15 protein-coding genes are annotated in these 19991 nt (G+C 39.8%); 8 read left to right on the plus strand and 7 right to left on the minus strand.

Annotation, left to right across the window (positions count from 1 at the left end; genetic code table 11):
- Positions 1 to 24: 24 nt before the first annotated feature.
- The 3 genes from ABD769_RS08625 (at position 25) to ABD769_RS08635 (ending at position 2460) form a co-directional block, all read left to right on the plus strand.
- Positions 25 to 1164: a 5-(carboxyamino)imidazole ribonucleotide synthase gene (locus ABD769_RS08625; protein ID WP_344851012.1), complete on the plus strand. Its 1140-nt coding sequence runs from the start codon at positions 25 to 27 to the stop codon at positions 1162 to 1164.
- 96 nt (positions 1165 to 1260) lie between these two features.
- On the plus strand, positions 1261 to 1779 hold the full coding sequence (gene purE / locus ABD769_RS08630; RefSeq protein ID WP_344851013.1) for a 5-(carboxyamino)imidazole ribonucleotide mutase: 519 nt from the start codon (positions 1261 to 1263) through the stop codon (positions 1777 to 1779).
- A gap of 90 nt (positions 1780 to 1869) precedes the next feature.
- Complete coding sequence (locus ABD769_RS08635) at positions 1870 to 2460, plus strand: hypothetical protein (RefSeq protein ID WP_344851014.1); 591 nt, start codon at positions 1870 to 1872, stop codon at positions 2458 to 2460.
- A 369-nt stretch (positions 2461 to 2829) separates the two neighbouring features.
- On the opposite strand, the gene ABD769_RS08640 is transcribed toward ABD769_RS08635, so the two are convergent.
- On the minus strand, positions 2830 to 3393 hold the full coding sequence (locus ABD769_RS08640; protein WP_344851015.1) for a YqgE/AlgH family protein: 564 nt from the start codon (positions 3391 to 3393) through the stop codon (positions 2830 to 2832).
- Between the two features lie 46 nt (positions 3394 to 3439).
- On the opposite strand from ABD769_RS08640, the gene pdxH reads away from it, so the two are divergent.
- Positions 3440 to 4090 carry a pyridoxamine 5'-phosphate oxidase gene (pdxH, locus tag ABD769_RS08645; RefSeq protein WP_344851016.1) on the plus strand — a complete coding sequence of 217 codons (651 nt, stop codon included), beginning with the start codon at positions 3440 to 3442 and terminating at the stop codon, positions 4088 to 4090.
- A gap of 620 nt (positions 4091 to 4710) precedes the next feature.
- Here the strand turns inward: pdxH and ABD769_RS08650 are convergent.
- Genes ABD769_RS08650 through ABD769_RS08660 form a run of 3 tightly spaced genes read right to left on the minus strand, consistent with a single transcriptional unit; the run spans position 4711 to position 10371 of the window.
- On the minus strand, positions 4711 to 5625 hold the full coding sequence (locus tag ABD769_RS08650; protein WP_344851017.1) for a DUF1735 domain-containing protein: 915 nt from the start codon (positions 5623 to 5625) through the stop codon (positions 4711 to 4713).
- A gap of 22 nt (positions 5626 to 5647) precedes the next feature.
- Positions 5648 to 7249 (minus strand): SusD/RagB family nutrient-binding outer membrane lipoprotein, encoded by a 1602-nt coding sequence (locus ABD769_RS08655; protein WP_344851018.1) that lies wholly within the window; start codon positions 7247 to 7249, stop codon positions 5648 to 5650.
- Between the two features lie 11 nt (positions 7250 to 7260).
- The gene (locus tag ABD769_RS08660) at positions 7261 to 10371 is read right to left on the minus strand and encodes a SusC/RagA family TonB-linked outer membrane protein (RefSeq protein ID WP_344851019.1); all 3111 of its coding nucleotides are present in this window, start codon (positions 10369 to 10371) and stop codon (positions 7261 to 7263) included.
- A 557-nt stretch (positions 10372 to 10928) separates the two neighbouring features.
- On the opposite strand from ABD769_RS08660, the gene ABD769_RS08665 reads away from it, so the two are divergent.
- From ABD769_RS08665 to ABD769_RS08675, 3 genes are all read left to right on the plus strand, one after another.
- Entirely contained in the window at positions 10929 to 11822 is an 894-nt protein-coding gene (locus ABD769_RS08665; RefSeq protein WP_344851020.1) for a 3-hydroxyacyl-CoA dehydrogenase family protein, read from the plus strand.
- A gap of 31 nt (positions 11823 to 11853) precedes the next feature.
- Entirely contained in the window at positions 11854 to 12876 is a 1023-nt protein-coding gene (gene ruvB / locus ABD769_RS08670; RefSeq protein WP_293308529.1) for a Holliday junction branch migration DNA helicase RuvB, read from the plus strand.
- 566 nt (positions 12877 to 13442) lie between these two features.
- Complete coding sequence (locus ABD769_RS08675; protein WP_344851021.1) at positions 13443 to 14951, plus strand: GNAT family N-acetyltransferase; 1509 nt, start codon at positions 13443 to 13445, stop codon at positions 14949 to 14951.
- Positions 14952 to 15012: 61 nt separating this feature from the next.
- On the opposite strand, the gene ABD769_RS08680 is transcribed toward ABD769_RS08675, so the two are convergent.
- Positions 15013 to 15219: a hypothetical protein gene (locus ABD769_RS08680; protein WP_344851022.1), complete on the minus strand. Its 207-nt coding sequence runs from the start codon at positions 15217 to 15219 to the stop codon at positions 15013 to 15015.
- 137 nt (positions 15220 to 15356) lie between these two features.
- Here ABD769_RS08680 and queG point away from each other — a divergent pair, with 137 nt between their 5' ends.
- Complete coding sequence (gene queG, locus ABD769_RS08685) at positions 15357 to 16292, plus strand: tRNA epoxyqueuosine(34) reductase QueG (protein WP_344851347.1); 936 nt, start codon at positions 15357 to 15359, stop codon at positions 16290 to 16292.
- Between the two features lie 242 nt (positions 16293 to 16534).
- Here queG and ABD769_RS08690 read toward each other — a convergent pair whose 3' ends face one another.
- Both ABD769_RS08690 and ABD769_RS08695 read right to left on the minus strand, forming a co-directional pair.
- Positions 16535 to 17581 (minus strand): NAD(P)-dependent alcohol dehydrogenase, encoded by a 1047-nt coding sequence (locus ABD769_RS08690; RefSeq protein WP_344851023.1) that lies wholly within the window; start codon positions 17579 to 17581, stop codon positions 16535 to 16537.
- Positions 17582 to 17867: 286 nt separating this feature from the next.
- The gene (locus ABD769_RS08695) at positions 17868 to 19991 is read right to left on the minus strand and encodes a xanthine dehydrogenase family protein molybdopterin-binding subunit (RefSeq protein WP_344851024.1); all 2124 of its coding nucleotides are present in this window, start codon (positions 19989 to 19991) and stop codon (positions 17868 to 17870) included.

The raw sequence follows: 19991 nt of genomic DNA on the forward strand, positions 1-19991 counted from the left end.
AAAAATAGCATTATTTTCAAGCGCATGGCAAAACAGATTAGCGAATTAAAATTAGGTATTTTAGGTGGCGGACAATTGGGCAGAATGCTCATCCAACAGGCAATTAACTACAACGTAACCACATTGGTTTTAGATCCTGATCCTGATGCTCCCTGTAAACATATCTCAAATTATTTCGAAAATGGCTCTATTACCGATTTTGATACCGTTTATAACTTCGGAAAGAAAGCAGATATTATTACCATTGAAATTGAAAAGGTAAATATTGATGCGCTTGAGCAGCTCGAAAAAGAAGGTAAAAAGGTATTCCCACAATCGAGGGTAATCCGTTTAATCCAGGATAAAGGCGTACAAAAACAGTTTTTTAAAGAAAACGATATCCCTACCTCTCCTTTCCAGATTGTAAATACCAGGGAAGATATGGAGAACAGTCCTTTCCATTTCCCATACATTTTGAAATTGAGAAAAGATGGTTACGACGGTAAAGGGGTGATGAAAATTAATAGTGCTTCCGATTTAGACAAAGCTTTTGATGCACCTTGTATTATTGAAAAACTGGTCGATTTTGATAAAGAAGTTGCGGTAATCGTGGCCCGTAACGCCAATGGCGACATGAAAACCTTTCCGATGGTAGAAATGGAATTTAATCCTGAAGCCAACCTGGTAGAATTTTTGATTTCCCCTTCCACTTTTGCCGAAAGTTTACAGCAAAAGGCAGAAAATATTGCTAAAAATATTGCTTCTGCAATGAACATTACCGGAATTTTAGCGGTTGAGATGTTTGTGTGTAAAGATGGCGAGTTATTGGTTAATGAGGTGGCCCCTCGTCCGCACAATAGTGGCCACCAAACCATTGAAGGCAATTATGTTTCGCAATTTGAGCAACATTTACGCTCCATTTATAATTTGCCGCTTGGCGATACCAGTAGCATTACCAACGCCATTATGATTAACCTGCTTGGCGAAAAAGGTCATGAAGGTGTAGCTAAATATGAAAATTTAGAGAAAATATTAGCTATAGATGGTGTTTATGTTCACCTGTATGGTAAAAAATATACCAAACCTTTCCGCAAAATGGGCCACGTTACCATTGTAGATATAGACAGGGAAAAAGCGATAGAAAAAGCACGTTTCGTACAAAAAACATTGAAAGTAATCGCATAGCCCCCTGGCCCCCTGAAGGGGGAACTAATAGCAGGGTGGAAATGCAAAATGCTTAAAAGAGCACTACAAAATATAAATAAAGATTAAACGATATATATGAACGCTGGAAATTCAAAGTCCCCTTCAGGGGATTTAGGGGCATTAGTAGGAATTATCATGGGCAGCAAATCAGACCTGCCTGTGATGCAAGATGCAGCTGATGTATTAAAAGAATTTGGAATCAATTACGAAATTACAGTCGTTTCTGCGCACAGAACGCCAGAACGCATGTTCAATTATGCTAAAGAAGCACAAGGCCGTGGCTTAAAAGTAATTATTGCAGGTGCCGGCGGCGCTGCCCATTTACCAGGCATGGTGGCTTCTATCACTACCCTACCTGTAATCGGTGTACCGGTTAAATCATCAAATTCTATTGATGGCTGGGACAGTATTTTATCGATTTTACAAATGCCAAATGGTATTCCGGTTGCAACAGTAGCTTTAAATGCGGCTAAAAATGCAGGTTTACTGGCTACTCAGATCTTAGCTACGGCTGATGAATCTTTAACCGTTAAAATGCAGGCTTATAAAGATGAACTGAGGAGGAAAGTAGAAGAGTCTGCAGATAATCTTTAAAATTAATAATCAACACTTAACATGGCGCTCTTAGTTTTTCTCTTTGCTGGATTTATAATCCTCTACAATTTAATTATTAATTTAACCAATTTGTCTAATATCGTCGAATATTGTTTCGAAACCGGATCATTAGATGATTATTGGGATCTTTTTTACAAGGCCTGTATCAGCAGAAGGGCAATTTACAGCAGCATTATTGCTGCAGTTATCGGTTTTTTAACCTTTATTATCATTGCACCCTTTGTAATCATAAAAGGAATCGTTTTAGGCAAAAAAGTAGCTTATGATATCAGTTCCGGTGCCATTTTTAAATATGAAAATTATAACCTGCTCAATACCAAATTTGCCTATACCAATATAGCGCAATTGGGAATTGACCGTTTTGAAAGTACTGCAACCGGAAATCTGGCGGTAGACCTGCCCCTTATTATGGCCTATATAGAGCAAGCTTGCGATACCAATGGCATCAAAATCAAACAGCAACTGATGCAGTATTATGACTTAGTTAACGAGATGCAGGTGCAGGTACCACTTATTATTGAAACGGGCGAAAAAGTGTTTCCTGTGTATTTAATTTACACTGAACAGCATAAAGAATCATTTCAAAAAATTGGACCTTTATTGAAAGAAAATCACTTTGAAAACGCGATATATTTTTCAATTTTAGACATTAATGCTTAGTTTTTAGTCTGTGATATAAATAATGTATATATTAAAGAAAATAATTTTAAGTTAGCATTGATTATATCGATTGTTTCTTTAGTATTTTCTTCTTTATTTTTGATCATTTATGGTGAAATTAATGAATTAATCATCAATAATTTTACCTAAATATTCATTTGGTATTCACTTTTATATACCATGTGGGCAATATCTATATGTACACCCATTTTAATTATAATTTCTCTATCAAGAAAAATTAATAAAGAACGGCATGGAGTTATGTTAATGCAGAAGCAATTATATTATTAATTGTAGCTGGATTTACGACATTGTTAATTCTTTTTTATTACCAAAGATATTAACTCAACACGCCCATCCAACTCCAAACTAATTCAAACTCGGATCCACCGGAAAATTACTGATATGGGCGTATTTGGGTCCTAAGTTTACGATAACATCCCGCCATAGTTTTTCATCATCATTGCTGAAAATAAGCTCAGGATCAAATTTATCGCTCACCATCCACGCATTTTGCTCTATTTCGCGGTCTAACTGGCCTTTGTCCCAACCAGAATAACCCATAAAAAATTTCACTTCATTCTCGCTGATGGCATTGGTATTTAAAAGGATTTTAAGTGTTTCAAAATTTCCACCCCAGTACAAACCATTTCCAATATCTTCTCCACTTTGCAATTTATCATAACACCTATGTATAAAGTGTAAGGTATCCGCAGCAACCGGTCCACCAAAATAAATGTAGTTTTTCGCATCCCATAAATCCTGTATTACATCGTTCAGGATTAAATTTCCTACCTGGTTCAGGATGTAGCCCACCGTGCCATCATCGCCATGTTCGGTTAATAATACCACAGATCTTTTAAAATTGGGATCAGCCATAAAAGGTTCTGAAATGAGCAAGCGGCCGGTTTTTGGTTTTATATTGTTCAGCATGATGATAATCATTTGTTACACCGTAAAAGATGCCTATTTTTGTTGTATGCAAGTTACAAATGAATTTCTACAAAACCTGCGCCAAGATTACAAAAGCGCTTCGCTGGATGAATCTGACGTTGATGAAGATCCGGTTGTCCAGTTTCAAAAGTGGTTTCAGCACGCAGTAGATGCCCAGATATACGAACCCAATGTTATGACCCTGGCTACAGCTGATAAAGCAGGAAGGCCTGATGCGCGTATTGTACTGTTAAAAGGCGTTGATGCAGACGGATTTAGGTTTTTCACCAATTACCTGAGTGCCAAAGGGAAAGAACTTAAACGCAATCCTTATGCCGCTTTGGTGTTTTTCTGGCCGGAACTGGAAAGACAGGTGAGAATTGAAGGAACGGTAGAAAAATTAGATAAAGAAACTTCTGAAGCATATTTTAATACCAGACCAATTGCCAGTCAGATTGGAGCAGTGGTTTCGCCACAAAGCCAAGTAATTCCCGACAGGACATTTTTAGAAGAAAAAGTTGAAGAACTTAAAGCTAAAAGTGCCGATAAGGGTGTTGCTAAACCAGCGCATTGGGGTGGTTATATTGTAAAACCGACAAGGATAGAATTTTGGCAAGGAAGAAGAAGCAGGCTGCACGACAGGATAAACTTCGAACTGATAAAAGGCATCTGGACCAAAACCAGGTTAGCGCCATAAATTGCTTAAAAAAATAAATAGAGATCGGCTATCCAGCAAGATCTCTATTTTAACTAATCATTAACTAACCTAAATTTACTAGGAAGTACCTTTATTAAAACGTCTGCATTTTTACAAATGCTAACGGTAATTTTCTTTATTGTATTAAGCAATCTTATTGCTTTTTTGTTTTTCCTGATGAATCAAAAATCCTCAAAAAAGACATTAAAATGAAGCAGGTATCGATGAATAATTGCTTTGTATCGATAAATAAAACACATCCTAACTTTTACATTTTATTTAACAAAATTTAACTTTATAATTTTGTTAATCAGCATTTTAAAGCATAAACAAAAAGTAAAAATTTAGTTGTAACGGGATACTATTTCGTTGTAATAAGATGCGAAGAATCGTCATTGCGAGAAGGCTTTTTCAGCCGACTAAGCAATCTTTCTTGCAAGAATTACTTGCCGGGAAGATTGCTTAGTTTTACCTCCTCGCAATGAGGAGTTTTTTATTGAGTCTGTTAATGTTAGCTTGTTTAAGGCCTTACATAAAATCAATTTATTTAAAGCGTTTTGACAGGCCCAACGTGACAAGCAGAAATAAATTATTTCTATTAAATTAATTTCCAAACGCTTTTACCTGGCGCTTGCGTATTTGATTACCAAACTTACATCTCTGGTCGTCGAAGTTGGGTTCCACCTGAAATTTAAGGTAAATGTTTTGGTAGCCGGATCGTACCTATTATCCTTACCCGCTAAATTAGCTAATGTTGCATTACCTAAAGAAGTCATGGTAACCAGATTGGTAGCAGGATCAACAGTAGCCCTGAGGTTATCGATACCAGAAACACTTGAAGTTCCGCCTGCCCATCTTAAATTGGTAATTTCAACGGTGGTTGCACTTACCGTACTCAAAGTAAGATTAGGATTGCCGGCCAAACTGCCGCTTAACGCATCATTTGCAGGAACTCCGGGTGCAGTGTACCTGATTACACTACTTCCGGTGCCAACAGAATAGATTCCATCGTAGGCATTTTTTGCATTAATTTTAAATAAACCACTACCATAATTACCACTCACCGTACCGGATGAAGTCGATTTCACTACTACGCCCAACGCATAGCTCTTGCTGAAATCGAAAGCACTGGTTTTAAGTTTAACATGGAATATACCCTGTTTCTGTCCTTTTAGAATGGTAACCGTGTAAGATGGCACAGTGTACAGGCTGGCATCCAGGTTTGTGAGCACAGCAGCAGACGTAGACATTGCACTCACTATTGTAGCATCAAAGCCCAGCGTTACCGTTATATCTTCGGGAGCACCATCTACGCCTGTATAGTTGATCAAAATCGGACAATCAACTTCTGTTACGGCTTCAAAGGATTTAGTTACCGATGCATACGCGGTAGAACTTGTTCTCGAAGGCAGATCGGCCAGTTCTACAATACCGGCAGAACCATTTTCGGCATAAATACCATCCTGCTTGGTGCATGATGAAAAGCCCGCTGCCATTGCCAATAAGGCAAAGCCGATTTTTTTATAATTTTTCATATCTATTTTCATTATCTAAAAATTAGTTGGTGTTAACATCCCAGAAAATTTTTGAAGTATATGCACTCAAACCAGTGGGAACATTTGGATTTAAATTATATTCTGTAGTTGGATACAGGTTTCGTACAGGTAAGCGGTCTGCTGTGGTAGCCGACGATTGCAAGGACACAAAAGTAGTAGTGGCCGACGTGCCTGAAACGGCCGGATAACCAGTTCTTTTATATTCCTGCCAGGCCTCGTAACCGTTTACAAAATTCAGGGCAATGTATTTTTGTGTTATAATGGCTTCTAAACGCTGTGCATTGGTAGTCGCCAGATTATAATTAACCAGATAACTACCTGCATTTGCTGCTTTATAAGCCGCTAAATAAGCATCTAAAACAGTACTTGTAGCTGATGTTGTGGTTGTACCTGATTTTTGCAGGTAATTATATGATGCCCTGATGCCATTGTCGAAATTGGTTGCAGCATCTCCTGATAAAGTATGGCCTTTTAATGCTGCTTCGGCAAGTAAAAAGTAGGTTTCAGCAGCTGGCATAATTAACTGACCCATTACCCTGCTTTTTAGTATTCCCTGAGTTGCAGGAGCACTTAAAGCTGTTCCAACACCGATATACCAGGCCGGGTAGCCCGAAATCCACGAAGGTACATTGCTTTCGTTACCCAATTGATTGGTTGGTGTGGTATTGGCAGCATAATTTTTGTAAATCAGTGCACCACGGGTAGCATCGCTTAGTTTTGTGCCATTATAAAAAGAGAAGATCCATTTTGTTGGAATCTGCTGTGCTGCATACGCGCCATTGCTACCGGTGTAGGTAGAATGATAGGTATTCCAAAGCGGATTTTGGCGCGCACTTGTGCTTACAAAGCCCGGATCGATCAGTACATCACTGGTTAAAAAACCTTCAGCAGAAAATGTACCAAAAGCGGTAGCTGCAAAAGAAGCCAGCGGACCATCTTGCGCCCTTGTTAAAATACGCAGTTTAATGTTGTTTGCAAACTGGATCCATTTGGTAACATCGCCACCAAACATCACATCTGCAGAACCTAAAGCTTTTACCACTGTGCTTGATCCATTTGCTTTAAGCTGTGCAATAGCAGCGTCGATTTCTGTCACCAGGGATTTGTAAATCGTTGCCGCATCATCATAATGTGGCGTAAGGTTATCAACACCAGCCAAACCCTCTGTGTAAGGCACATTGCCATATTCATCTACCAGAATCTGATAGTAATAAGATTTCATTACCCTTGCAACTGCATTAAAGAGTACATATTTGCTTACGCCAGAAGTTGAAGTAATGATATACTGATAACTTCTTAAATCAGAAAATGCGCTATTAAACAGGCCGTTATTTGTTCCTGAGTTCCAGTTATAGGTAAAAAAGGTAGACCCGGAAAAAGAATAACCACCTGCATTAGCCTGATAACCAGCCATCCACGCACCATAATTAAAGTAGGTGATAAAATTTGAGGCCGTATTATTTAGGGTAGCCGGCAAAACCAGTTCTGGTGAAGAAGAGGTTGCCGAATTGGTATTTTCGTTGATATCCAGGTAACTCTTTTTACAGCCAGGAGCAGCAAAAATGATGGTTAAAAGGACAGTTAATTTTAAAAATCTTTTCATAATTCTTGTCATTAGAAAGTTAATGATATAGTTCCACCATAATACCTTGTTGGAGGCGTTTGCGATAATGAAGTAATCCCCACCGCGTTACTGTCTGATCCGTTATTACTGTAATCAGGATCGGCATATTCGTTCGATTTTGGTAACCAGATAAACAAGTTTCTACCTTGCGCACTGATGGTGGCCGACTTAATAAATTTCACATTCCGCAATACCGAAGAAGGAAGTTTATAGGCAAGGGCAAGCTCCCTCAGTTTCCAATAATTACCCGAGTACACATAATTGCTGGTTACACCAGAATATAAACTGCTGCTGGTCCAGAAACCTGCACCACCATCTGATACCGTAACACTGTTATTGGCTACATAAGTTCCGCTGGCCGAATCGTAGTACGATGAATTAGGAAAAACAAATTTCTCTCTGTTGTAATAAGCACTTCTGGCCGATGAACCAGAGAAATCGTAAGTAGAACCTGCGGTGCTGTACTGAACATAGTTCGACCTGTATTCAAACAAGCCAGATAGGGTTAAGCTTTTGTAAGAAAGCTGAAAATCAAGCCCCAACCTGTTCTTTGGAATGGTATTACCTAAAATATTACCGGTTGTTGTTCCTACCGGATAACCTGTGTTTTTATCAACCACTACCCTGCCTTCCGAATCGCGGATATAATCAGACCCAATGATTACCGGATATACATTACCAACCTGTCCGAAAATGGTCGAACTGTTACTTACACCAATGCGGGTTAAATCGTTTGATAATGAAACCAGTTTATTATTGTTGTAAGTGTAGTTGCCACCAAGGGTTAATTTCCAGTCGCCTTTTCTTATTGGTGTAAAATGCAGGGCAGTTTCCAGTCCTTCATTGGTTAACTCTCCTGTATTCAACAGATAATAACTATAGCCCGTAGTAACCGGAACACCGGCGGTAATGGCTTGTCCGGTAGAGCTGGTATTGTAATAGGTTACCGTTCCATCAATTAAACCTTTAAATAACCTGAAATCTACACCACCCTCATAACCTGTAGTAATTTCTGGCTTCAGATTATTAGAAACTAAAGTATTATTAGGAGTATAACCTGTACCGTAACCATAACCTGTTTGAGAATCGAAGGTAGATTGCAACGAGTAAGCGCCACCGTTTGTAGTATTACCCACGTTTACGTTACCTACTTTCGAAACCCCTGCCCGGATTTTCAAATAATCAATAACCTTACTGTTTTTCAGGAAGCTAAAAGCATCAGTCGGGATAAACGACACATCTGCTGCAGGATAGAAAAACGACCTGTTCGCTGGTGCCAGTACCGAAACCCAATCGTTCCTGCCTGTTACGTGCAGGTAAAGGTATTTTTTATAACCCACAGTTACATCGGCCCATACCCCGTATTGACGCGTATTGTAATTGGCCTCTCCTGCAGATGGCGTTCCGGTAATGTTACCTAAATTATACAGTTCACTTACCTGCAAACCACTGCCTGAAGCATTCAGATCTTTGTATGTATAACTTTTTAAAGAGGTTCCAAGCAAGGCATTGAAAGAGAAATCTTTCACATCTTTTTTAATATTGGCAAAAAAGTCGGTACTAAAGTTACTCGTATTCAGCATTTCATCACTTACACCACTGCTCTGGTTTGTTTTGGCCGAATGATCTAAAGTGTATTGCGTGTAATTATAACCTGTAGTACTATTTTTGTTCCTGTAGTAACGGTTAGAGATAGCTGCCCTGTAGGTAAAATCCAGCCAGTCAGCCGCTTTATATTTCAACTCCAGTAATCCCGTCAAATAATCGTTGGTGGTATTTTGCCTGTAATTATCTATAGACCAGTAAGGATTTTTATAATAGTCGTTGTAATAACTATCAGGATTGCCCCAACCCGCTGCATCCTGCCAGTTTGAATACGACAGTAAAGGTATCTGTGCAGGTGTATTTAACAGGTTATCATAAACTGTAGAAGTTGCACTGGTAATGTCGTATTTATTCTGGGTATAACTGGCATTATAATTTGCCGAAAACCTTTTGGTAAAATTGCGCGAACCGTTAAACCTTAAAGCCGCTCTTGTGTATTTATCCTTTGGTGTGGTTCCTGATCCATCTAAATACTGGGCAGATAAATAAGTAGATGATTTCTCATCAGCTGATGAAATCGAAAAATCGGTTTGGTTAGATACACCTGTTTTCCAGAAATCGTATTTATCATCAGTAGCCGAATAAGGCGTATATTGTTGCGCACCACTTTCGGTTACACGGCCAATTGCCCTTAAAGTTCCATCAAATGCAGGGCCATACTGCTGGTTTTCAATCGGATCGTACACCTGAGCGCCAGAGGTAGAACCTGATCCGAAGCGGTTCTGCAACAACGGGTAATAGCTCACCTGTTCCAATACCGTGGTGTTAGCTACTTTGATTACCGGCGTTCCGATTTTACCTTTTTTAGTGGTGATGATTAAAGCACCGTTGGATGCATCCGAACCATACAACGCGGCTCCGCTTGCGCCATTTAGTACGGTGATATCATCAATGTCATCGGGATTCAGATTTCCCAGAATAGCATTTGGTACCACAGCACCATCCAACACAATAAGCGCCTGGTTATTACCGGTAATGGAGCGGTTACCCCTTAATACCAAACGGTAACTTGGGTTTACGCCACTACCAACGGCATTAATCTGCAAACCCGGTACTTTACCTACCAAACCTCCGGCAATGGTTGGCGATTTACCAGCCGTTAACGATTCGTTATCTATTCTGGTAGAAGCATATCCCTGCTCCCTGGCTGTTCTTTTAATACCGCCGGCTGCAATTACCACTTCATCCAGACTGTTAACATCAGATTCGAGTGTAACATCAATGTTTTTGGCATTTACATTCTGTTCTCTTGTTTTGTAACCGATAAAAGTAAATACAAGGGTTTGAACACCCGATGATACTTTGATGGAATAAACTCCGTTGGCGCCAGTGGTTACGCCATTACTTGTTCCTTTCACTTTTACACTCACCCCGGGCAGCGGTAAGCCGTCTTCTTTGGCCGATACCACCCCGGTAACGGTTCTTTCCTGCGCCGAAACCCTGGTTACGAGCAAAACAATAAAGAACAACAAACACTTTAGTAGTTTTCTTTTCATTTACGTTTTTAGTTTAATAAGTTAATAATGTGTCTGAAAAATTAATCACAACAAGAATCGCAACAGCAGCCAACGCCCGGCTTTAATTGAAACATGTAAAATGGTTAGTTAAATTTTTCACCATACACGGAAACTGAGAGAAGATCCGGTTCGTTACGAACAAATGCGGTGATTAATAATTCAGCCTCTAATAAAAAAGAATGCCAACAACTAAAATTTTAAGAAACGACGAAATGAGATTTTGTATCGATAAACCATTTTAACAATGTTAAATGACACCTTTTAATAAAAAAATTGAATATTTTTTATTAACAGATAAAAAAAGACACAAAAACCCAATATTTATACCCAAAATCGCAAATAAAAATAAATACAAAACCAAAAACATCAAAAAAAACACAAACAAAACCTAAAACCAGCTTTAAAACTAAAATCAACCCGAAAAAGAGAATAATTCTCGCATCAAAACCTTTAAACCGACTTAATTTTATAATGGGCAAAGATTAACAGAACTCAGATACAAATAAGTAAATTCGCTTTTTTAAATCCGTTAAAAGATGAAACAAATCGCAGTTATAGGATCTGGTACCATGGGAAATGGCATTGCCCATACCTTTGCACAATTTAATTATCAGGTAAACCTGATCGACATTAACCAATCTGCTTTAGATAAAGCCATAGAAACGATTGGAAAAAACCTCGACAGGCAAGTTGCCAAAGGGACTTTAACCGAAGAACAGAAAACAAATACGCTTCAAAACATTAGCACCTGCACTTCTATAAAAGATGGTGTTCAACATGCCGATTTAGTGGTAGAAGCTGCAACCGAAAATGTAGAACTGAAGTTAAAAATCTTTAAAGATTTAGATGAACATGCTCCGGCTCATGCCATTCTCGCCTCCAATACTTCGTCCATTTCCATTACACAGATTGCTGCGGTAACCAGCCGGGGCGATAAAGTAATAGGCATGCATTTTATGAATCCTGTTCCGGTAATGAAACTGGTTGAAGTCATCCGCGGTTATGCCACCAGTGATGAAACCACCAGCACGATCATGTCGCTTTCTCAAAGCCTGGAAAAAGTACCTGTAGAAGTAAACGATTACCCTGGTTTTGTGGCCAACCGCATTTTAATGCCCATGATTAATGAAGCCATTTATACCCTTTATGAAGGCGTAGCCGGTGTGTATGAGATTGATACTGTAATGAAATTAGGCATGGCTCACCCGATGGGGCCTTTACAATTGGCCGATTTTATCGGACTGGATGTTTGTCTGGCCATCCTTAAAGTATTACATGATGGTTTTGGAAACCCGAAGTATGCGCCATGCCCTTTACTGGTAAATATGGTTGCTGCAGGTAAAAAAGGTGCCAAAAGCGGCGAAGGCTTTTATCAATATACCGCAGGATCAAAAGAGCTGGTTGTTTCGGATAAATTTAAAAAATCCTAATTTTTTTAGCATTTAATTTTATATTTGCTGTATGAATGAGCATCTGGATCCTGAAGCAAACAACTTAACCCCTACCGATCGTGATATTGAAAGGGTGTTGAGGCCGCAGGCTTTTGAGGATTTTACGGGACAGGAAAAAGTGATGGAGAACCTGAAAATTTTCGTTCAGGCGGCGAAACTCCGTGGTGAGGCTTTAGATCATGTGCTTTTACATGGCCCTCCGGGATTGGGCAAAACCACCCTATCCCATATCATCGCCAACGAAATGGCTACCGGAATTAAGGTAACTTCTGGTCCTGTTTTAGATAAACCCGGCGATTTGGCGGGGCTGTTAACCGGTCTTGATGAAGGAGATATTCTTTTTATTGATGAGATTCACCGCCTTTCGCCCCTGGTAGAAGAATATCTTTATTCGGCCATGGAAGATTTTAAGATCGATATTATGCTCGAAACCGGTCCGAATGCCCGTTCAGTACAGATATCGCTTAATCCTTTTACCCTTGTTGGTGCAACAACGCGTTCCGGCTTGTTAACCGCTCCTTTGAGGGCACGTTTCGGAATTAATGCCCGCCTGGCGTATTACGACGCTAAACTACTGACTACCATAGTTTTACGTTCATCCGAAATATTAAAAACCCCCATCAGTGATGAGGGTGCTTATGAAATTGCCCGCCGTAGCCGCGGTACACCACGTATTGCCAATGCACTTTTACGCAGAACGAGGGATTTTGCGCAGATTAAAGGAAATGGAAACATCGATACCGAAATTGCCCGTTACGCTTTAGATGCGCTGAATGTAGATGAACACGGTTTAGATGAAATGGATAACAGGATTCTGGTTACCATTATCGATAAGTTTAAAGGTGGCCCGGTGGGTTTAAAAACCATTGCAACGGCCGTTGGAGAAGATGAAGGCACTATCGAAGAGGTTTACGAACCATTTTTGATTCAGGAAGGGTATATTATGCGTACTTCACGCGGCCGTGAGGTTACAGAAGCCGCATATAAACATTTAAAGAAGAACTATCCGGGGCAAACAGGGAAGTTGTTTTAATAACTTTGCAATCCCTGGTTAGGTCGTTATTTCGACTGGAGTGCAACGGAATGGAGAAATCTATTTACCTGAATTTAAAGAAGAATTATCCGGGGCTAAAAGGGAAGTTGTTTTAATAACTTTGCAATCCCTGATTAGGTCGTCATTTCGACTGGAGTGCAATGGAATGGAGAAATCTATTTACATGAATTTTAAGAAATTATCCGGGGCAAACAGAAGTTGTTTTAATAACTTTGCAATCCCTGATTAGGTCGTCATTTCGACTGGAGTGCAACGGCATGGAGAAATCTATTTACTGAATTTTAAGAAAAATTATCCAGGCAAACAGGGAAGTTGTTTTAATAACTTTGCAATCCCTGGTTAGGTCTTCATTTCGACTGGAGTGCAACGGATTGGAGAAATCTATTTAGCTGAATTCAAAGATCTCTCCACTGCGGTCGAAATGACGAAAACACTAAGAAATATCTACTTAGCCCCGCCCTTCAGTTCGATGCATTATACTAAAAATAAAATCCATTTGAACATTTATGCCCTTTCTGTGTTCAATACTATAGAAATCAAACATTATGAATATTGAATTACGTAAGCTAACGCTCGAGGATTACGCAGACTTAAAAGAATCTATGCTTCAGGCATACGACAGTATGGGCGGTTCCATCTGGCCAAAATCAAGCATCGCTAAACTTTTAAATATATTTCCTGAAGGACAGCTTTGTATCGCCGTTGACGATAAAGTAGTCGCCTGCTCATTGGCTATTATTGTAGAATATGATGAATATGGAGACCGCCACACCTACAAACTGATTACAGGTGATTATTCTTTTTCCACACATGATCCGAACGGGGATACGCTGTACGGGATCGAGATTTTCGTTCACCCCGAATTTCGTGGTTTGCGTTTAGGAAGACGGCTATATGAAGCCCGGAAAGAGCTTTGCGAAAGCTTAAACCTTAAAAGTATTATTGCGGGTGGCAGGATTCCCGGATACCATGAATATGCAGATCGACTTAGTCCACGACAATACATTGATAAGGTAAAATCTAAAGAAATTTACGATCCAACGCTTACCTTTCAGATTTCCAATGATTTCCACGTTAGAAAAGTATTGAAGAACTATTTACCCGGCGATAGAGAATCAAAAGAATATGCCACGTTAATTGAGTGGAACAATATTTATTATCAGGGTATTGATGCTTCTGCCCGTTCTGCAATGACCATTCGTTTGGGTTTGGTACAATGGGAAATGCGTTTATTTCCTAATATGGATGCCTTTTATGAACAGGTAGAGTTTTTTGTAGATGCACTGAGTGGTTACAAATCGGATTTTGTGATGTTTCCGGAGTTATTTAATACGCCCTTGCTCCAGCCTTACAATCACCTGCCAGAAATTGAGGCCATGCGCAAGCTTGCCGAAAAAACGGAAGAAATTGTACAGAAAATGCACGAATACTCATTAAGTTATAATACCAATATCATTACCGGCAGCATGCCGCTGATTGAGGACGGTAAACTTTACAACGCCACTTATCTTTGCCATCGCACGGGTAAAATAGATGAATACAGGAAAATCCACATTACCCCTAACGAGCAGAAATACTACGGAATGATTGGCGGAGATAAGGTTCAGGTTTTCGATACCGACTGCGGCAAGGTGGGTATTTTAATCTGTTACGATGTAGAATTTCCTGAATTAAGCCGCATTTATGCCGATCAGGGCATGCAGATTCTTTTTGTCCCGTTTTTAACAGATACCCAAAATGGCTATACCCGTGTTCGTCATTGTGCACAGGCCAGGGCAATAGAAAATGAATGTTATGTAGCCATTGCCGGCTGTGTGGGTAATTTACCAAAGGTGAATAATATGGATATCCAGTTTGCGCAATCGGCAGTTTTCACACCATCTGATTTTGCTTTCCCAACAAATGCCATTAAAGCAGAAGCTACGCCAAATACAGAAATGGTTCTGGTAGTAGATGTTGATTTACATTTACTCGACGAATTGCATCATTACGGAACTGTAAAAGTATTAAAAGACCGGAGGAAAGACCTTTACCAGGTTAAACTCTTAAAATAACAGCCATAAAAAATGCCGGTCAAATTAATGAGCCGGCATTTTCATTTTAATCTAAAGCTAATTACTTTCTCATTATAAACCATATAATCAGGCCAATAATTACGGCGATTGGCAATACCCATTTCAAGGCTTGTCCGGCGCCGTTTTCATCCTTTTCGGTTACCGCTGGTTTAGCTGGTCCCGGGTCTTCTTTATGACTTTCGTAATCTTTTTCAATCGGCTTCGGAGCTTCTCCTGATTCCGTATGTTGTGGATTGATGTTTTCCATATCTTATCTTTAAAAAGCCCTTCCTTTCAGCTGAAATCCAGATCAGGAAGTGCGATAATCAATTAATTTAGTTTCTGTATTTAGAACAAGTGATTAATGAAAATGTTTTAAATCCTAAGCCTTATCTTTGTAGTCCGGTGTATAACAATTCTGCAAAATATAGCCAGTTGATTAAAGATGAAGCCCTTCGTTTGGGTTTTATGGCTTGCGGCATTTCCAAGGCTGAATTTCTGGAAGAAGAGGCGCCAAGGCTCGAAAAATGGCTCAATCAAAATCATCACGGAGAAATGAAATACATGGAAAATTATTTCGATAAACGCCTTGATCCTACACTTCTGGTTGAAGGCGCCAAATCGGTAATTTCCTTATCTTTAAATTATTACACCGAAGAAAAACAGTCAGATCCGGATGCACCAAAAATTTCAAAATATGCTTACGGACAGGATTACCACACGGTAATTAAAGATAAACTGAAAGCCCTCACCCATTTTATTGAGGAGAACATCGGCGAGGTTTCGGGAAGGGCTTTTGTAGATTCTGCTCCTGTTTTAGACCGTGCCTGGGCAAAAAAATCGGGCATTGGCTGGATCGGGAAAAACTCCAACCTGATCAGCAAAACCAATGGTTCTTTTTTCTTCCTTGCAGAACTGATTGTTGACCTCGAACTGGATTACGACCATCCTTACCAGGCCGATTATTGCGGAAGCTGTACGCGTTGTTTAGATGCCTGCCCTACTGATGCGATCATTGCGCCGCAAGTGGTAGATGGAACCAAATGTATCTCTTACCTTACCATTGAGCTCAAAAATGAAATTCCCAATGAGTTTAAAGATAAAATGAGCAACTGGATGTTCGGTTGTGATATCTGCCAGGATGTTTGCCCATGGAACCGATTTTCAAAAGCACATAATGAAGATGCTTTTAAACCTGAAAGCGGACTGCTGGATTTAAGTGCGAAAGATTTAACAGAAATTACGGATGATATATTTAAAAAGATTTTTAAAGGATCGGCCGTAAAACGCACCAAATTTGCAGGACTTAAAAGAAATATTGATTTTCTGAAACCTGAATAGTAGTAGCCTTTTTATCAAACAGAGCGTAGTCAAAAACTTTTATTATTGCGTAAAAATGGTTTTCGACTACGCTATCATTAACAAATTCTAATAGAATGGTCGTCATCTCGACTGTAGTGCAGTCCCGAACGTTCGGGAAAAAGATCTTTGGGTAAAGTTATTTAAATTTAAAAGATTTCTCCACTGCGGTCGAAATGACGATACTTCGGGCAAGTTTTCAAAACCTGACTTCTGTAATTCTACTATAAAGTATCCATATCAATTACGAAACGGTATTTAACATCACTGGCCAATACACGCTCGTAAGCTTCATTCACATAGTTGATATTAATCACTTCCACATCCGAAACTATATCATGTGCGGCACAAAAATCAAGCATTTCCTGTGTTTCTTCAATACCACCGATACTCGAGGCCGTTAAAACCCTGTTTCCGTGCATTAAACCTGAACCCGGAAATTTTATAGGTTCTGCGGGAATTCCTACACAAATGTGTACCCCGTTTACATTTAACAATTTGAAATACATCTCATAATCGTGTGGTGCAGATACCGAATCGATAATGAAATCGAAATGTTTGGCATATTGTTTCAATTGCTCCGGATCTTTGGTGATTACAAAATTATGTGCACCTAAATTTCTGGCATCAGCCTCTTTTGATGGAGAAGTACTTAAAACCGTTACTTCGGCACCAAAGGCAACCGCAAATTTAACGGCCATGTGGCCTAAACCACCCAAACCTAAAACTGCAACTTTATGGCCTTTTGTAATCCCCCAACGCTTAATCGGCGAATAAGTAGTAATACCTGCACACAATAACGGTGCAACACCTGCTAAAGGTAATTTATCTGAAACATGCACTACAAATTCTTCGGTACAAACGATTTTGTTCGAATAACCGCCATAGGTTGGTGTGGTTTTATCGCGTTCAACACTATTGTATGTCCAAACAGTTTCGCCTTTTTCGCAAAACTGCTGCTGACCGCCTTTGCAGGTAGGACATTCTTTACAACTATCTACCATACAGCCAATACCTGCCAATTCGCCCACTTTAAATTTCGTAACCTCCGATCCTACTTCGGTAATGCGGCCAACAATTTCATGTCCCGGAACCATCGGATACCTTGCTGGTCCCCATTCGCTCCTTACCTGATGGATATCAGAATGGCAAATACCACTAAATAAAATTTCTATTAATACATCTTTCGGCCCAACATTCCTTCTATCGAAATTCCATGGAGCCAATTTATCGGTTTGGCTGTGCACAGCATATCCTTTTGCAGCTATCATATCTATTTTAAATTTTGTTCAAAGCTAGAAGATTAAGTATTATCCTTTGTCAGCGCGGGTTCATTTCGGCAGGTGCCATCTAGTTGCAATTACGCTATTACATGCAAATATCGCAGGTTTAAAATTTATAGTGATTTTCTTAATTGTTCAAAAATGGCTAATATTTCCAGAAAATGTAGGGTTCGGTTTTCCATAGAAATCTTTAGTCCCGCTCTATGCTAAGTTCCGATGAAAAATCGGAATACCGCTTTCGATCGGGTTTATATACTATGGATACTGCACAAACCTAAGCCAACACCTTATCTGGCGTAATCGGCAAGGTTCTGATCCTTTTACCAGTGGCATTAAACACTGCATTGGCAACCGCTGCAGAAAAACCGATCAACGCAATTTCGCCCATTCCTTTTGCACCCATCGGGTTGATATATGGATCTGGTTTATTGATAAAATTGACGTCAATTTCCGGCACATCAGCATTTACCGGAACATGATAATCGGCAAAATTGTTATTGATGTATCTTCCATAGCGGTGATCGATAATAGATTCTTCTGTTAAAGCCATACCAATACCGCCTACCGCACCGCCCAGCATCTGGCTCCGCGCTGTTTTCGGACTCACAATCGTACCCGAATCGCCAACGGAAACGATTTTGCTCATTTTTACCACTCCGGTTAAAGCATGAACTTTTACCTGCACAAAGTGGATCGAAAAGGAATACATCGAATAATTATCCTTTTCCTTACCGCTCTGGCTTTCTTTAGTCACCTCTATAGAAGGTAAATTGTTCTTTTTTAATACCTCCACAAAATTAGCAGTGGCATCCATATTCGAATTTGCTGCCAGTTCTGCAATTGCCGATTTCAAAGCCACACAAACATCATTTACAGCAGATCCGACGGTAGATAAGGTAGCTGAACCACCCTGACTAGTTGCAGGAGGTAAAGAAGAATCGCCCAGTTCGAAAGTAATTTTATTCACCGGAATTTTCATCAGTTTATTGGCAATTAACGTCATACCGGTACCAGTTCCCGGACCAATATCGCTTGTTGCACTTTGTAAAAGCAGCGATCCATCTGCCTTTAATATGCCTTTAACGCTGGCCTTACCCCTGTTGGCATTAAATACACCAACACTTACTCCATAACCCGTTTGCCATGGCCCTTCAACCAAACTACCCGGTTTATTTTTACGGTTGCTCCAGCCAATTTTTTCGGCACCGATTTTATAGGCTTCCTTAATATTCTTACTTGAGAAAGGTTTATTTTTTTGTTGGTCGGTTTCTGGATCGTTTTTGATCCTAAAATCCAGCGGATCCATATCTAAAGCATGTGCCATTTCATCGATGGCACTTTCCAAAGCAAAAGCTCCGGTTGCTTCACCAGGACCACGCATCCAGATCGGCACGCCCAAATCAACCGGAACAATGGCGTAAGAAGTATTTACATTATCGCATTGATACATAAATTTCGCCATGTTTACCACGCCTTCGGTAAAGTTCTCGTAAGTAGAAGTTTCGCCATAGGCACGATGGGTGATACCCGTTAATTTACCGTCTTTATCTGCACCCAAACCAATGGTTTGGATCGCTGCCGGCCGGTTACCCACCATGGTAAACATTTGCATCCGCGTAATTACCACCTTTACTGGTTTACCGATATGTTTGGAAGCCATTACCGTTGCAATTTCCAATGGCCAGGTACGCAAAGCCATACCGAAACCACCACCAACAAACTCCGAGTTTACCTGTATATTTTCCATCGGAATTTTAAAAACATTGGCAATAGTACCCTGAGTAGCTTTTACACCCTGGGTTTTGGCATAAACCGTTACCTGGTTATTCGGACGCCAATCGGCAATAATCCCATGCAATTCCATTGGATTATGCGTTTCTATGGGAAGAAAATACCGTTCTTCGAGTTTTACTTCGGCAGTTTTATAAGCATTTTCCACACCCCGTTTATAGTCGGCCTGCCCTTGTAGTTTTTTTGCCTTCGGATCTTTTAAGGCCTTTGCAAAATCCGTATTAAATTCTTCTTTTGCATAAGTTGCTTTCACCAGAGAGGCCGCATAAGTAGCCCTTTCGAAGGTATTGGCCACTACGATAGCAATCGGTTGTCCGTTGTAAAATATCTTATCAGTATAAAATATCTTCATCTGCGGACCACCTTCCTGCTCGTAAGCAGTTGCCGATGGTTTATTTAAATGCGAAACCACAGCAATTACGCCAGGTGCATTTTCTGCAGCTTTTGTATCGAGTCCGGTAATTTTTCCTTTAGTGATTGTACTGGTTACCAATACCCCATAAGTTAAGCCGGGGAGTTCGTATTCTGCAAAATATTTAGCTTTTCCCGTAACTTTTAAAATGCCATCTACGCGGTCGGTATCTTCTTTTAACATGCGCTTTTCCAT

It is taken from the genome of Pedobacter jeongneungensis (genome assembly GCF_039538295.1).
In the GTDB taxonomy this organism is placed as follows: Bacteria; Bacteroidota; Bacteroidia; order Sphingobacteriales; family Sphingobacteriaceae; genus Pedobacter; species Pedobacter jeongneungensis.